The following is a 14,154-nucleotide window of genomic DNA, read 5'->3' on the forward strand; positions in this document are numbered from 1 at the left end:
AGTAACCACCCTCACCACGTTGCGCCGATCCGTGTCGAGCAAGTAGTAGTAGTGAGATGACGGAGAACTGCCCAGAGAGACGTGCCACCCTGCCACGTTACCTGACCCCAGGAGTCCCGTTTCTCTACTATCCCCCCACGTGTGCCTCGCGCCCGCGGAACCGTTCTCTGAAGCTTGTTACACCTACATGATAGCGCGCTCGCATGAGAATCGCATGAATGTGGGCGACGGAAAGGTGAATATTCTTTCATTGTTCGAGCATGTAGGGGGAGCGTGAACGATTACAGTTTGTTCATCTTCTCCCAGTCGCGATGGAAGCGCTGAATGGCCTCCTCGCTGAGAGGATCGCTGATCAGATCGAGCAGCACCTGGGGGGGAGCGGTCAAATCATGGGCGCCGGCCAGCAGAGCGCGGGCGGCCTCCTCGGGCGTCTTAAGGCTTGCCACCAGCACGCGTGTGGTAGACGGCTCTTGTGAGCGGCAGAGCGAGGCCATCTGAGCAATGCGCGTCGGGGCATCGATCCCGGAGCGCTCCAAGCGATTGTAATAAGGGATAACAAAATCGGCGCGCACCTGGAGAGCGCAATAGGTCTGTGGCACTGTTGTGACGGCGGTGAAAGCCAGCGCATAGCCCTGGCTACTCAGGCGGCGTGCCACGCGCATTCCCACCTGATTCATTGGTATCTTCGGAATGACGCGCTCGGGGGCCATTTCGATGTAGCTGAGGGCCTCGCGATACATCTCCTCCTCATCGCTGGCGCCTGGCTGCATGAAGACATGGCCGCTGAGTGTCGCTAGCAGCGCCTCCAGCACCTGATGGGGCGAGAGCCGTTGACCGCGCTCGCGGGCGGCCAACAACAGCGTTGGATTAGTGGTTGCGCCGGCCAAAGGTACCGTGCGGGCCACATTCGTGATATCATCTATAAAAGCAGTATCAACGTAGAGGGCCATGCGTATGCTCCATCCTCAACTCTTAGCTGACAACGTTCCATTGCATGCTGAGCAGCGCTTACTGATCTTAAATTCGGCGGCAGATCCTTTTGTCCAGGTAGCCGCGCGTCAGCTCAGCCGTGGGCGAATCATTCTGGCGGAAGACAACGTCAGCGCTCTTGAGCAAGCGTACGCTGTCCCTGCCCGCAGTCAGTTACAACACATTCCCTTCCATGAGTATACGCGAGAAACTTCGCCGAATACCATAGATGTAGCGGTCATGAATCTGCTCTATCAGCCCTCCAAAGCCTGGATCTACTACGGGCTGGAGGCAGCGCGCTACGCTCTCAGGCCTGGCGGGCGTCTCTATGTAACGGGGGCTAAGGACCGTGGCATCCTCTCAATTGCGCGGCGGATGCGCGAGTACTTTGGCAATCTAGAGACCGTTGAGATCAGCAAGGGCTGGCGCGTTGTGGCTGCTGAGAAGACCGCTGAGACGCCTTCGCCTGTGGAGCCGCCGGTCTGGCCCCAGCGCGAGGTCTTTGCCGGCGGTGAGTTGGACGAAGGAACGCGCCTCTTGCTCGAGGTGCTGGAGGTCTACGTGACCGATGTGGCGCTCGACCTAGGCTGTGGAGCTGGCTACATTGGCATGCATATTGCCGAACGAGCGCGCAAGGGCAGTGTCACGCTCGTCGATGCCAGTCTGGCGGCCGTGGCCCTGGCGCAGCAGCAGCTCCAAGAGAAAGGTCTGACCAACGCTCAGGCTCTGCCCAGTGATGCCACCAGTGCGGTAAGTGGGCAGCGCTTCAGCCTGATTGCAACCAATCCGCCTTTCCATGTCTGGGGAGTAAATACGAAGGCTATTGGCGAGCGCTTTATTCGCGAGGGTGCCCGTCTTCTGAACCATCGGCGCGGGCGCTTCTATCTGGTAGCCAATCGCTTCTTGAAGTATGAGCCAGTCTTAGAGGAGTGTTTTGAGGAGGTGCAGGAGGTCGGAGGCAACAGTCGCTACAAGGTACTACGTGCTACCTCACCAGTGCGTCCCGGGCGCCGGGCCGAACGCGAGCGCGCGCAAGAACTGACCCAGCTCTCTAAAGGATGGCGCTAAGTATGACTCGCATAGCCTACCTCAATGGCAAGCTGTATACAATGGATGCCGTCCGGCCCCAGGCCCAAGCGATGGCCATCGAGCGCGAGAGCGGGCGCCTGGTGGCGGTCGGAGACAATACCGAGGTCCGTCAAGCGGCGGGAGCGCAGGCCGAGCTGGTCGATCTACGCGGCAAGACCGTGCTGCCCGGCTTTATCGACGCCCATATCCACCTGCTGGCCACAGCTTACCGCGCCCATGACATCGATGCTGCGGTCTGTAACAATCCCGAGGAGGTCGCTCAATTGGTGCGCGAGCGCGCGGCTCGCACGCCTGTCGGCGAGTGGATCGTGGGGAGCCACTGGGACCGCCATCGCTGGCCCGGGCGTGCTTTCCCCACTAGAGAGGTGCTAGATGCGGCTGCTCCCGCTCACCCGGTGGCCCTCTGGAGCAAAGACGGACATCTGCTTTGGGTGAATTCGCAAGCCCTGGCGCGAGCGGGTATCACGGCTGAGACACCCGATCCGCCAGGGGGCGTTATTCTACGCGATGGTAGTGGGCAGCCAACTGGTATCTTGCAAGAAGGGGCGGCAATGGAGCTGGTCGCGCGGCTCATCGCTCCGCCCTCTCCTGCGCTGGCGCGTCAACTGCTAGAGGAAACCTTCGCAGCGCTCCTGCGCTCTGGCATTACAGCCATCCATGATATTGAAGACCGCTCGGTCTACGAGCTGTTGGCCTCCCTGCGCACTGCAGGCAGCCTACCGCTGCGCGTGCGTATGATCCTCCAGCGCCATCCCTTGCCTGAGCTGCGTGCTGGTCTGCTCAGAGCAGACGAAGAAGACCCCCTATTGCGGATCGGCGGTATCAAAATCTTTGCCGATGGTACCCTGGGCTCGCAGACCGCCGCTATGCTTGAAAGCTACGAGGGCAGTCCTGAGAACTACGGTATTCTGGCCACTCCCGCAGAAGAGATGCGCGCTCTGATTCGTGAGGCCAGCGAACTGGATCTAATCATTGCTATCCATGCGATTGGCGATCGGGCGGCGCGTGTGGCGCTCGATGCCATCGAGCTGGCCGATCGCCACTTGGCCGAGCGGGGCCAGCGCGCTCGCCGGCGACTGCGCTATCGCCTGGAGCACGTCCAGCTCATCAGTGCCGCCGACCTGGAGCGGATGCGTCGCCTGGGGGTGATTGCCTCGGTGCAGCCCTACCATGCCGTGGCCGATCGCGACATCGCCGAACGCTATTGGGGGGAGCGTCACCGGCAGGCCTACGCTTATCGTACCATCTATGAACTGGGCATTCCGCTGGCGCTCGGTTCCGATGCTCCCGTCGAGCTATTTGAGCCGCTACGCATCATCTACGCCGCCGTGAAACGCACCGACTTGGAGAGCGGGCGCCCCTCCTGGCTGCCGGAGCAAGCCCTGCCGCTGAGCGCTGCCCTTTACGGCTACACGCTTGGAGCGGCCTATGCCGGAGCCGAGGAGACTGACAAAGGCTCGCTCAGCGTTGGCAAGTTTGGCGATGCCGTGGTGCTGCCCGAAGATCCTTTTCAGATCCCCCCCGAACGCCTTGTCAGCAACGGCATTCAGGCCACGATTGTTGGTGGCCTACCGGTCTATGGAGAGGTCTAAGCCCAACTAAGGAGATGTAACGGGAGGGTCTGGCTGATTCCAGGACTGAGCCGATGGGGCCAGAAACAGGCATTGCTCCAAAATGCACCCGTCTCGGCCTTGCCCAGGTAGTCAGTCAGTCAGTCAGCATCGAGAAAAGGCAGACCCTGCTGACGATAGTAGCGCTCCAGGGCCTCAATCCACTCCAACTGCGCTGGCGTCTGCGGCACAAAACAGCCGCGGGCTGATGAGAGCAGGCCCACAGCCAGCGGCACTGAATAACCAGCGCGCACCAGCAGCGCGGCGGCGATCATCGCTGAGCGTCCGATACCAAGGCGGCAATGAATCGCAATGTGCTGACCGGCGCTCAACAGTTGATACAATTCGCTGAGTAGATCTTGAATCGCGCCATCCAGCGGTGGCCCCTGCAGATCGGCGATTGGAAAATGGAAATAGCGCAATCCCTGCTCCTGGCAGGTCTGCGCCTCGCGCTGGAGGCCGATCTCTTCGATCTCTTCACATGTCAGTAGCGAGACCAGCACATCAACGCCGGCCCTGCGCAGCAGCTTAATGGCCGGCTCTAACAGCGCGCCACCCGCCGGGTGGCCCATAATGCTCAGACGCTGATCCTTCAACACATCAACGGTGTACAGTCCTCTCACCACAGCCATCTTGCTCCGTTTGACCCCCTGCCAGATGCTAGGCTAGCTAGATCCGATATAGGATAGGCACGGGCCAGCTCGGCGGCCCTGCCTCTGAGAGAGATCCCAGCGCCCCATCGGCTCTGGGGCAAGCTGGCAAAGCGCTCGTCCTTCTCTCCCAGCGCGGCATATACTTGGAGTATACCAGAGAGGTATAATAGTCTCAACTGATCAACTCTTTGAGGAGTATAGAGGCATGGCTACTGCTGCTCGGCGTGTAGCGAGCTTTGGAACCACTATTTTTACAGAGATCAACGTCCTGGCACAGCAGCATAACGCCCTCAATTTGGGGCAAGGCCGGCCTGATTTCGATACCCCACCGGACATCATTGCCCAGCTTGTAGCAGCTTTGCAGGCCGGTCACTACAATCAGTATGCCCCAGGGCCGGGAACGGCCTCACTGCGGCGCGCGGTAGCGGCCCATGCGGAGCGCTTCTATGGCCTGGAGATCGATGCTGAGCGCGGTGTCATTGTGACGGCGGGAGCTACCGAGGGCATCTTTGCCGCCGTCTTGGGCCTGGTTGATCCCGGCGATGAGGTCATTGTAATCGAACCATTCTACGACTCCTATGTCCCCAATATTCTCATGGCCGGGGCGATACCCGTCTACGTGCCCCTACATCCTCCTCAGTGGACCTTCGATCCCGCTGAGCTGCGCGCTGCCTTCACGCGCAAGACGCGCGCGCTTATCCTCAATACCCCGCACAATCCTTGTGGGCGGGTCTTCTCACGCGAAGAGCTGACGTGCATCGCTGAGCTATGCGTCGAACACGATGTCATCGTCATTGCTGATGAGGTCTATGAACACCTCGTCTTTGACGAGGCGCGTCACATTCCCATTGCCACCCTGCCTGGCATGTTTGAACGCACTGTAACGGTCAGTAGCTCTGGTAAAGCCTTCAGTGCCACCGGCTGGAAGATCGGCTGGGTCTACGGGCATCCAGACCTCGTCGACGGCGTTGCCCGGGCTCATCAGTTCATCACCTTCGCTGTGCATCACCCCACGCAAGAGGCCATTGCCTACGCCTTGAATCTTCCTGATAGCTACTATCGCGGCCTCAAGGATCTGTACGAGCACAAGCGCCAGCTCCTTCTACAGGCGCTGGATGCCGCCGGTTTGCCGTATCGCGTGCCCGAAGGCACCTACTTTGTCCTAGCCGACTTCTCACCGGTCTTCGACGGCACACCGCTTGAGTTCGCTCGCTATCTCATCAGTGAGATCGGAGTTGCCGGTATTCCGCCAGAGACCTTCTATTGCCCCGAGCATGCCCATATCGGCAGCAGATATCTGCGCTTCTCCTTCTGCAAGAATGATGAGACTCTGCTGCAGGCCGGCGAACGTCTGGCAAAGCTGGCTGTGAGACGGCGCTAAGGTAGAAAGAAGCAGTGGAGAAGGTTAGAAGGGAACCAGGTCAAGCGCAAAGACTGTGCCACGCCGGGTGAGCGCAGGAGCAGGCGGAGCAACCTTCAGGGAGAGGTGGAGGGCGCGGCCCGTCGCGGAGAGCGAGAGCGGCGCGGGCGACGGTAGCTGCTGGATTCGCGTATAATCAGCTCGGGTTGATAAGTAAGCTGGCGATGCTCATGGGTCGTGGGATGATCGGCCTCATCCAGGAGCAGCTCAGCAGCGCTGCGGCCAAGCTGATACTTTGGCTGGCGCACGGAAGTCAGGGGAGTCGAGAGCATGCCAGCGAAGTCAACGTCATCGTAGCCGACAAGCGCAAAGTCGCGCGGGATGGCAAAGCCGCGCCGGGTGAGACCGCGCATCACTCCCAGGGCCAGCAGATCATTGGCGCAGAAAATAGCCGTGGGGCGCTCAGCCTCGCTCACACTCAGAATCTGCTCGACGGCGCGCTCTCCCTCACGCGCGTTCAAGAAAGGCATAGTAATCTCTAATACTACTTGAGTTGGGTCAGCACCTGCAGCGCGAACCGCCCGCTGCACTCCTTCCAGACGGTCAGCGCATTGTCGAATCGTGTGTGGCCCATTCACAAAGGCAATGCGTTCATGACCCTGAGCGAGCAAATGCTCGACCGCCAGCTCACCGCCGTGGACATCATCGACGGCCACCGAGCACAGATCAGGCTGCCGGCTGGGACGATCAAGCAAGACCACCGAGATGCCGCGCCTGCGTAGGCGATAGAGATGAGCATGATCATCAAGGACGGGCGTGATCAGAATCCCATGCGCGCGCTGCTCTTCCAGCACCCGCAAGTAATGGGCCTCGCGCTCGGGCGAATCATCTGAATTGCAGAGAATGACCACGTAGCCAGCCTCGCTGGCGGCGTCCTCGACGCCGCGCGCGACCTCGGTAAAGAACGGATTCGCCACATCCAGCACCACTAGCCCAATGTAGAGGCTGCGCCCTGCACGGAGCTGGCGCGCCGAACCGTTGCGCACAAAGCCCAGCTCGTCAATGATGCGCTGCACGCGTTGCCGTGTCTCTTCTGCTACCAGCTCAGGATGATTCAAGACATTAGAGACAGTTCCAAGCGAGACGCCGGCTCGCTCGGCTACCTCACGAATACTTGGCATGCACGCACTCCATAGACAGAAGCGAGATCCATCAGGGATAGTGATGGCAAGAGAAGCCCCAGAGCGCTGCAGGGAACTGGCTGGAACACCAGAGTAGTGGCACACTAAGCGGATTCCTCGTCCCGCAACGCTGGGAAGGAGTCTTGTCGCTGGTCACTACGAAGCCAGTCGGCTGCTATCAGGCAAGAGGGCCTCAGCTCCTCGCTGAGTGACGCCCAGACGAGGAGCGGCCGCTGCCTTTGCCTCTGCTGACAGCCTGACTCACTCTCCTAATCGTTGACTGCATCACAAGATAGTATGCCACAATTGTCGGCCCTCTGGCTATTTGCCTGCCTCCTATCCTGCCCTTCTGTCCTGCCTACCGTCTCGCTGCTCTCTCGCCCAAAAGGGTGCACTTCCCCTTGACAATCGTGCAAGCCTCGATTATACTCTCAGCATTGAAACGTTTCAATTAGCAGCCGGCCCATATACCCCGGCCAGCCTGACCAGCGATCGGACTGACGGGCTGGCCAAGCGCTGATCAAGGGAGCGATCGGCGTCTAGAGCCTGGAACTGATCGTCAGCGAAGGACACTCAGTAGGGGGAACTATGGAAATTGCCGCGCCGCAGGCGGCGGTGCCTGTGATCGAGCTGGTCGGCGTTAGCAAGAGCTTTGGCGCCATTCAGGCCCTCAAAGAGGTCGACCTGAGCCTGTATGCGGGAGAGGTCCACGCTTTGGTAGGTGAAAATGGCGCAGGCAAAAGCACGCTGGTGAAGATCCTGGCAGGTGTGCACCGCCCCGATCGTGGTCTCCTCAAAATCAACGGTGAGGCGGTCGAGCTGCGCAGCCCCGCGCAGGCCCAGGCCGCTGGCATCGCTGTCATCCATCAAGAACCGACCCTTTTCCCCGACCTCGATGTAGCCGAGAATGTCTTTATGGGCCACCAGCCGCGCGATCGCCTAGGGCGCATTGACTGGCGCCGCATGTATCGCGAAGTAGATCAACTGCTGCAGTCCCTAGGCGTAGAGCTAAACGTCTATCTGCCGGTGCGTGGCCTCTCAGTGGCTGATCGGCAATTGGTCGAGATTGCGCGGGCCTTATCGCAGGATGCGCGCGTTTTGATCATGGATGAGCCGACGGCCTCACTCTCACCGCGCGAAGTAGACGATCTCTTTGGCATCGTTGAGCAGCTCCGGGCGCGTCAGGTGGCGATCCTCTTTGTCAGTCATCGCCTGGAAGAGGTCTTTCGTCTGGCCAGCCGCGTGACGGTCCTCCGCGATGGCCAGCGCGTCATCACAGCTCCGGCTCAGGTGCTCACTCCGGAGGAGACTATCCGCCACATGGTAGGGCGCGAGCTAGCGGCGCTCTTCCCCAAGGAGGAGGCGGCGATCGGCGATGTGGTGCTGGAGGTGCGCCATCTGACCCGTGCGGGGGTCTTCCGCGATGTAAGCTTCCAGCTCCGGCGCGGCGAGATTCTCGGCCTGGCTGGTTTGGTTGGAGCAGGTCGCACCGAGGTGGCGCGCGTACTCTTCGGTATCGACCAGGCTGAGAGCGGCGAGATTCTGATCGACGGGCGCGTGGTCGCCATTCGCTCGCCTCGTGATGCCATGCGCTATGGCATCGCCTATGTTCCCGAAGATCGCCATCAGCAGGGTCTCATCCTCGATTTCTCCATCGCGAAGAACATCACTCTCTCCATCTTGCAGCGCATCGCCCGCTTTTCGCTGGTAAGGTCGCGGCAAGAGCTGAAGATCGCTGCTGACTACGCTGAACGCCTGCGCGTGCGCGGTGGGCGCCTGACTCAGCCGGTACGCGCCCTTTCGGGTGGCAATCAGCAAAAGGTTGTCTTAGGCAAATGGCTGGCGACCGAGCCGCGTATTCTCATCCTTGACGAGCCGACACGCGGCATTGACATCGGGGCCAAAGCAGAGGTGCACCGTATCATCTCCGAGCTAGCCGCGCGTGGCCTGGCCATCCTGCTGATCTCTAGTGAGCTACCCGAGATCCTTGCCATGTCGGATCGAGTGCTTGTCATGCATGAGGGCCGTGTCAGCGGGTTGTTCAGCCGTGCTGAGGCCGATCAAGAAAAAGTGATGCTGGCCGCCACTGGACAGAACAGCCGAGAGAGCAGGTGAGCGAGGTGAGCAGATGAGTACAACAACGACCCGTGTTGAAGAGACGCGCTGGCGCACGCGCCTTGGCGGCAAGCGCTTCGTGGCGCTAGTTAGCCGTGTGCGGGAGCTGGGCCTGATCGTCGTCCTGCTCTTGATCATCGCCCTGGTGAGCCTCCAAACGCCACGCTTCCTGACGCCGGGCAATTTTGAGCAGATCCTGCTCTCGATCGCTATCCTGGCCATTGTTGCCGTTGGTGAGACAATGGTGATCCTAACGCGCAACGTGGATCTCTCCGTCGGCTCAATGGTGGGCATGACGGCCTTTGTCTGCGCCGATGTGCTCAAGAACCATCCCCAGACACCTGTGATGCTGATCATCGTGCTCGGCTGTGCACTGGGGGCTATGCTGGGAGCGGTCAATGGTTTGATTGTGGCCCTGGGACGCGTGCCGGCGATCGTGGCAACTCTGGGCACTCTCTATCTGTATCGCGGCCTGGACTCCTATATCGCTGGCGGAACTCAGGTGAGCGCCTATGATGTGCCAGATAGCTTTCTTGCCCTGGCGACAACGCATGTGCTCGGTATCCCGGCCCTGATTCTCTTCGCTGCGGCTATCGCGCTGATCTTCGCCTATCTATTGCGGACCACCCGCGCCGGGCGCGAGCTGTATGCCCTGGGCAGCAACCCCGATGCTGCCCGCCTGGCGGGCTTGCACCGTGAGCGCTTGATCTTGCTGACCTTTCTGCTGTCCGGCCTCTTGAGCGGCTTCGCCGGCGTCCTCTGGGGCGCGCGCTTCGCTACTGTCGACTCTGGAGCAGCGACAGGGTTGGAGTTGCAAGTCGTTGCTGCCGTGGTGGTCGGCGGGGTGAATATCTTTGGCGGCTCCGGGACCATCTTGGGGGCGATGCTCGGTGCAATCGTGCTCGGAACCATTGATAACGCTTTGACGTTGCTGAAGTTGTCGCAGTTCTGGCTGCAGGCTATCGATGGCGCCGCTATTCTGGCCGCGGTGACGTTGGATGCCCTGATTACGCGCTGGCTCCAGCGCCGCCTAGTCAGTGGGAGGCAACGATGAGTGATTCGTCCGAAGTCAAGCCGCCTGCGCTCGACCTTGAGGCTTCTGCCACTGCTGCCTCTCCTTCGGCCCCTGCTGTGGAGCTAAGGAGGACCAGAGTCACGGCCTCTGAGCGCGCTCTTGCTCATCTGCCAGGCTGGCTGCGCTCCTGGGAGGCGTTGCTCCTGGTGCTCTTGCTGCTGTCGCTGGTGCTCGGTAGTACGCTCTCTCCCTATTTTCTGAGCGCTTCGAATTTCTCGCTGCTCATTAGCGACATGATGGAAAAGGCCCTGATGGCCTTAACGATGACGCTGATCGTCATTGCTGGTGAGATTGATCTCTCGGTGGCCTCAGTCCTGGGGCTGGCGAGTGTTGTGCTCGGCTACACCTGGAGTCACGGGCTGGCGCTAGGCCTGGCCATTGCTTTGGTCTTGTTGCTGGGGGCTTTCTGTGGCCTGGTCAATGGCTTGGCCGTCACACGCCTTAGCCTGCCATCGCTGGTGGTGACCCTGGGTACGCTGGCCCTCTTCCGCGGCCTGGCCTACGTGGTCATGGGCGACCAGGCAGTCAGCAATTTCCCGCCGGCCTTCACCAACTTCGGCTTCGGTACGGTGCCTGGCACGCTCATCCCCTGGCCGTTTGTGCTCTTTATCGTGCTGGCTCTACTCTTCTCCTTACTCTTGCATCGCAGTACGCTGGGCCGGCAGATCTATGCCATCGGCAGCAATAAGGAGGCGGCTCGTTTTGCCGGCATCCGCGTTGACAATATCAAGTTACTGCTCTTTGTCCTCTCGGGCCTCATGGCGGCTCTGGCCGGCGTGGTCTTCACGGCGCGCTTCTCGAATGCGCGTGCTGATAATGCCCTCGGCTTTGAGCTGGACGTGGTGACAATCGTGTTGCTGGGTGGAGTCAACATCTTTGGCGGCAGCGGCAGTTTGCCCGGCGTAGTGCTCTCTCTCCTGATTATTGGCGTCCTGCGCAATGCACTAAGCCTAGCGGATATCAGTGGTGATATCCAGAATATCGCCGTTGGCGCCCTACTCATTCTTTCGGTACTGGGACCTAATGTGGTCCGGCGTCTGCAGGAGGCGGCGTCGCGCAGACACGCGGCTGAAGCTGGGCCTGGCAGGCTGGCCCGCAGCGCGCGGTCTGTGCCGGCAGAGGTAGGAGCGTCCGCTCGTGAGCGCGAGACAAGCCACTAGTCTCGCTCCGGCTCGCTTCTCGCTGGCGGCTGGCTCCCATCTCGGGATAGATGAGCTGGTTTCTCATCACCACTACTACACCAGGACGCTTCCCGTACGGGAGCGTTGGAAAGAGGAGGAACACAGTGAAGACGCTGTTACGCACACTGCTTAGCGCGCTGTCTGTGGCAATGTTGCTAGTGCTGGCTGCCTGCGGCGGCAGCAGCAGTAGCGGGAGTGGCAGCTCAAGCGGCTCCGCTTCCCTGAATATCGCCTTTCTTCCCAAGGCGATCAACAACCCCTATTTCGATACCGCCGCTAATGGGGCTAAGCAGGCGGCTTCAGAGCTAAAGGGACAGTTCAAGCAGGTCGGCCCGACAGAGAATAGCGCGGCGGCGCAGGTGCCTTTCATCAACACGCTGACAGAGCAGCATGTGAGCGCTATTGTCGTCTCGGCCAATGACCCCAACGCCCTGGCGCCGGCTCTCAAGCGTGCCATGCAGCAGGGAATCAAGGTGGTCAGCTATGACTCCGATGTGGCGTCCGATGCTCGCCAGGTCTTTGTGAACCAGGCCAATTCCGAGGATATTGGACGCATCGAGGTCCAGATTCTAGGGAAGCTGATCAACTATAGTGGCGATATCGCCATTCTCTCGGCTGCCAGCACAGCGACCAATCAGAATACCTGGATCGGATACATGAAGGATGAGCTGTCGAAGCCCCAGTACAAGAATATGCATCTGGTCAAGATTGCATACGGTAATGATGATGACCAGAAGAGTTTTCAGGAGACCCTGGGGCTGCTACAGGCTTATCCCAACCTCAAAGGGATCATCTCGCCCACTACCGTGGGTCTGGCTGCCGCTGCCCGCGCCATTGAGTCGGTGGGCAAAGGCGGCAAGGTGATGCTAACCGGTCTGGGAACGCCTAATCTAATGCGCAAGTATGTGAAGGATGGGACATGCCCAGAGTTCGCCCTGTGGAACCCCGCTGATCTGGGCTATCTGGCCTACTATACGGCTGCCGCCCTGGTCGAGGGCAAGATCACAGGCAAGCCGGGCGAGAGCTTCAGCGCTGGCAAGCTTGGTACGAAGACGATCGGTCCCAATAATGTGGTCTTACTTGGCCCGCCGACGGTCTTCAACAAGGACAACATCGATCAATTCAACTTCTAGCTCAGGCGCCAGGAGCGTCGCAGCCTATCTGCGGCTGACCGGAGCCAGCCAGATGCGACGATACCTGACATAGGTCGAATCGACGCTGGCCGGCGGATGGCAGACTCCGATGGGATCGGAGAACCCTCGCCCGCCGCCGTGCCAGCTTCAGGTTCATGACGATCGTGGTCCAGCTTATCCCCTGTTCCTGCTATTCCAATCATTACCACTACATGTGCTATGCATCAAGGAGGACCTCTTGAAGAGAGAACAGGATCAGCCCACTGAGGATGGCGCGCGGCTCACCAGCCAGGGGCTGGCCTCTGAGGAGCGGCGCGCCGTGTTGGAGGCTATTAAGCGCTTTACTATCGAAACGCCCTCCTGGGGATACGGCGACTCAGGCACGCGTTTCAAGGTCTTCCACTGGCCCGGTGCAGCTCGTAACCTGCGCGAGAAATTGGCTGATGCGGCTCTGGTCCATCGTCTGACAGGCGTCTGTCCGCGCGTGGCCATTCATATCCCTTGGGATAAGGAAGATGACTGGGCGGCGGTTAAGTCCTATGCCGCTGAGCTGGGGGTCCGCATCGGAGCCGTCAATCCTAATCTTTTCCAGGATGAGGAGTATCGCTTTGGCAGTCTTTGCCATCCTGATCCAGCGGTGCGCCAGCGCGCTGTAAAGCATGTGCTGGAATGTATCCAAATCGCGCGTGAAGTAGATTCAGACACGATCAGTCTCTGGTTGGCCGACGGCACCAACTACCCTGGTCAGGATGATCTGCGGGCCCGTAAGCGCCGCCTGGAAGAGACGCTTACTGAAATCTACGCCGCCTTAGCTCCCGGTATGCGTCTTTTAATCGAATATAAGTTTTTTGAGCCAGCTTTCTATCACACCGATCTGGCCGATTGGGGCATGGCTTACACGCTGGCGCGTAAGCTGGGACCGCAGGCGCGGGTCCTGGTCGATACCGGTCACCATCCCCAGGGAACCAACCTCGCTCATATTGTGGCCTTCCTCCTCGATGAGGACATGCTGGGTGGCTTCCATTTCAATGATCGGCGCTATGCCGACGATGACCTGATTGTCGGCTCACAGCATCCTTTTGAGCTGTTTCTGGTCTTCAATGAACTGGTAGCTGCTACTACAAGCCAGTCTCAGGCGCCGCGCATCGATTACATGATCGATCAGTCACATAACATTGAACCCAAGATCGAAGCCATGCTTCAGTCGGTGCTCCATATCCAGAGCGCCTACGCTCGCGCCTTACTGGTAGATCGCCGGCGTCTGGCGGAAGCTCAAGCGGCGGGGGATGTGCTCGGTGCTTACCGTGTGCTGCGTGATGCCTTCGAGACCGATGTCCGTCCGCTGCTGGCCCAGGCGCGCGAGGAGATGGGCCTTGATCCTGATCCTATCGCGGCCTTTCGCCGGAGTGGCTACGCCGAGGAGGTAGCCCGCTCGCGTCCGGCCAGCAAAAGCGGCGCAAGTGGCTACCCTGGCGCCTGACCAATACATACGATAGGCAGACTGGTGCCGCTCTGCTGCTCTTAGAGCAACACTTGTCTTGTTGGCTTTTGGAAAGGGGAGACAACGCTATGCCGCGCAATCTCTGGCGCGATGATGAAATTCGCGAGCAGGCAGCCGACGAAGTCGCACTATTGCTCTACCGCTCGCATCTGCTGGGCCGCGATCGGAGCCTGGCCAATTGGGGCGGCGGCAATACCTCGGTCAAGCTGACCCAGCCGGATTTCCGGGGACGGCCCACACGCATCATGTGGGTCAAGGGCAGTGGCTCCGACCTGGCGACCATGACG

At 60.0% G+C, this 14,154-nt stretch carries 11 protein-coding genes and 1 pseudogene; 9 read left to right on the forward strand and 3 right to left on the reverse strand.

The window, feature by feature from the left end; genetic code table 11:
• Nucleotides 1-281: 281 nt before the first annotated feature.
• Nucleotides 282-950 (reverse strand): transaldolase family protein, encoded by a 669-nt coding sequence (locus IRZ24_RS08600; protein WP_297162566.1) that lies wholly within the window; start codon nt 948-950, stop codon nt 282-284.
• A gap of 4 nt (nt 951-954) precedes the next feature.
• Between IRZ24_RS08600 and IRZ24_RS08605 the strand changes: the two genes are divergently transcribed.
• Nucleotides 955-2,037 carry a methyltransferase gene (locus tag IRZ24_RS08605; RefSeq protein WP_297162569.1) on the forward strand — a complete coding sequence of 361 codons (1,083 nt, stop codon included), beginning with the start codon at nt 955-957 and terminating at the stop codon, nt 2,035-2,037.
• Nucleotides 2,038-2,039: 2 nt separating this feature from the next.
• Nucleotides 2,040-3,650: an amidohydrolase gene (locus IRZ24_RS08610; protein WP_297162572.1), complete on the forward strand. Its 1,611-nt coding sequence runs from the start codon at nt 2,040-2,042 to the stop codon at nt 3,648-3,650.
• Between the two features lie 119 nt (nt 3,651-3,769).
• On the opposite strand, the gene IRZ24_RS08615 is transcribed toward IRZ24_RS08610, so the two are convergent.
• The gene (locus IRZ24_RS08615; protein WP_297162575.1) at nt 3,770-4,300 is read right to left on the reverse strand and encodes a dual specificity protein phosphatase family protein; all 531 of its coding nucleotides are present in this window, start codon (nt 4,298-4,300) and stop codon (nt 3,770-3,772) included.
• Between the two features lie 226 nt (nt 4,301-4,526).
• Between IRZ24_RS08615 and IRZ24_RS08620 the strand changes: the two genes are divergently transcribed.
• Complete coding sequence (locus IRZ24_RS08620; RefSeq protein WP_297162580.1) at nt 4,527-5,702, forward strand: aminotransferase class I/II-fold pyridoxal phosphate-dependent enzyme; 1,176 nt, start codon at nt 4,527-4,529, stop codon at nt 5,700-5,702.
• A 95-nt stretch (nt 5,703-5,797) separates the two neighbouring features.
• On the opposite strand, the gene IRZ24_RS08625 is transcribed toward IRZ24_RS08620, so the two are convergent.
• Nucleotides 5,798-6,862, reverse strand: a complete 1,065-nt coding sequence (locus IRZ24_RS08625) for a substrate-binding domain-containing protein (RefSeq protein ID WP_297162583.1) — start codon at nt 6,860-6,862, stop codon at nt 5,798-5,800.
• Between the two features lie 588 nt (nt 6,863-7,450).
• On the opposite strand from IRZ24_RS08625, the gene IRZ24_RS08630 reads away from it, so the two are divergent.
• The 6 genes and pseudogenes from IRZ24_RS08630 to IRZ24_RS08655 form a co-directional block, all read left to right on the forward strand.
• Nucleotides 7,451-8,977 carry a sugar ABC transporter ATP-binding protein gene (locus IRZ24_RS08630; protein WP_297162586.1) on the forward strand — a complete coding sequence of 509 codons (1,527 nt, stop codon included), beginning with the start codon at nt 7,451-7,453 and terminating at the stop codon, nt 8,975-8,977.
• Between the two features lie 13 nt (nt 8,978-8,990).
• Nucleotides 8,991-10,031, forward strand: coding sequence for an ABC transporter permease (locus IRZ24_RS08635; RefSeq protein ID WP_297162589.1), 1,041 nt, complete (start codon nt 8,991-8,993; stop codon nt 10,029-10,031).
• Nucleotides 10,028-11,212: an ABC transporter permease gene (locus IRZ24_RS08640; RefSeq protein WP_297162592.1), complete on the forward strand. Its 1,185-nt coding sequence runs from the start codon at nt 10,028-10,030 to the stop codon at nt 11,210-11,212. Before IRZ24_RS08635 ends, IRZ24_RS08640 begins: the two co-directional genes overlap by 4 nt.
• Nucleotides 11,213-11,382: 170 nt before the next feature.
• A complete protein-coding gene (gene rhaS / locus IRZ24_RS08645; RefSeq protein ID WP_366914260.1) occupies nt 11,383-12,366 on the forward strand; it encodes a rhamnose ABC transporter substrate-binding protein in 984 nt (327 codons plus the stop codon).
• A gap of 295 nt (nt 12,367-12,661) precedes the next feature.
• Nucleotides 12,662-13,846, forward strand: a complete 1,185-nt coding sequence (gene rhaI, locus IRZ24_RS08650; RefSeq protein ID WP_366914261.1) for an L-rhamnose isomerase — start codon at nt 12,662-12,664, stop codon at nt 13,844-13,846.
• A gap of 89 nt (nt 13,847-13,935) precedes the next feature.
• Nucleotides 13,936-14,154, forward strand: a pseudogene (locus tag IRZ24_RS08655) (bifunctional rhamnulose-1-phosphate aldolase/short-chain dehydrogenase); the annotation flags it as partial.

Origin of the sequence: Thermogemmatispora sp. (assembly GCF_019683755.1) — a bacterium.
Lineage (GTDB): Bacteria > Chloroflexota > Ktedonobacteria > Ktedonobacterales > Ktedonobacteraceae > Thermogemmatispora.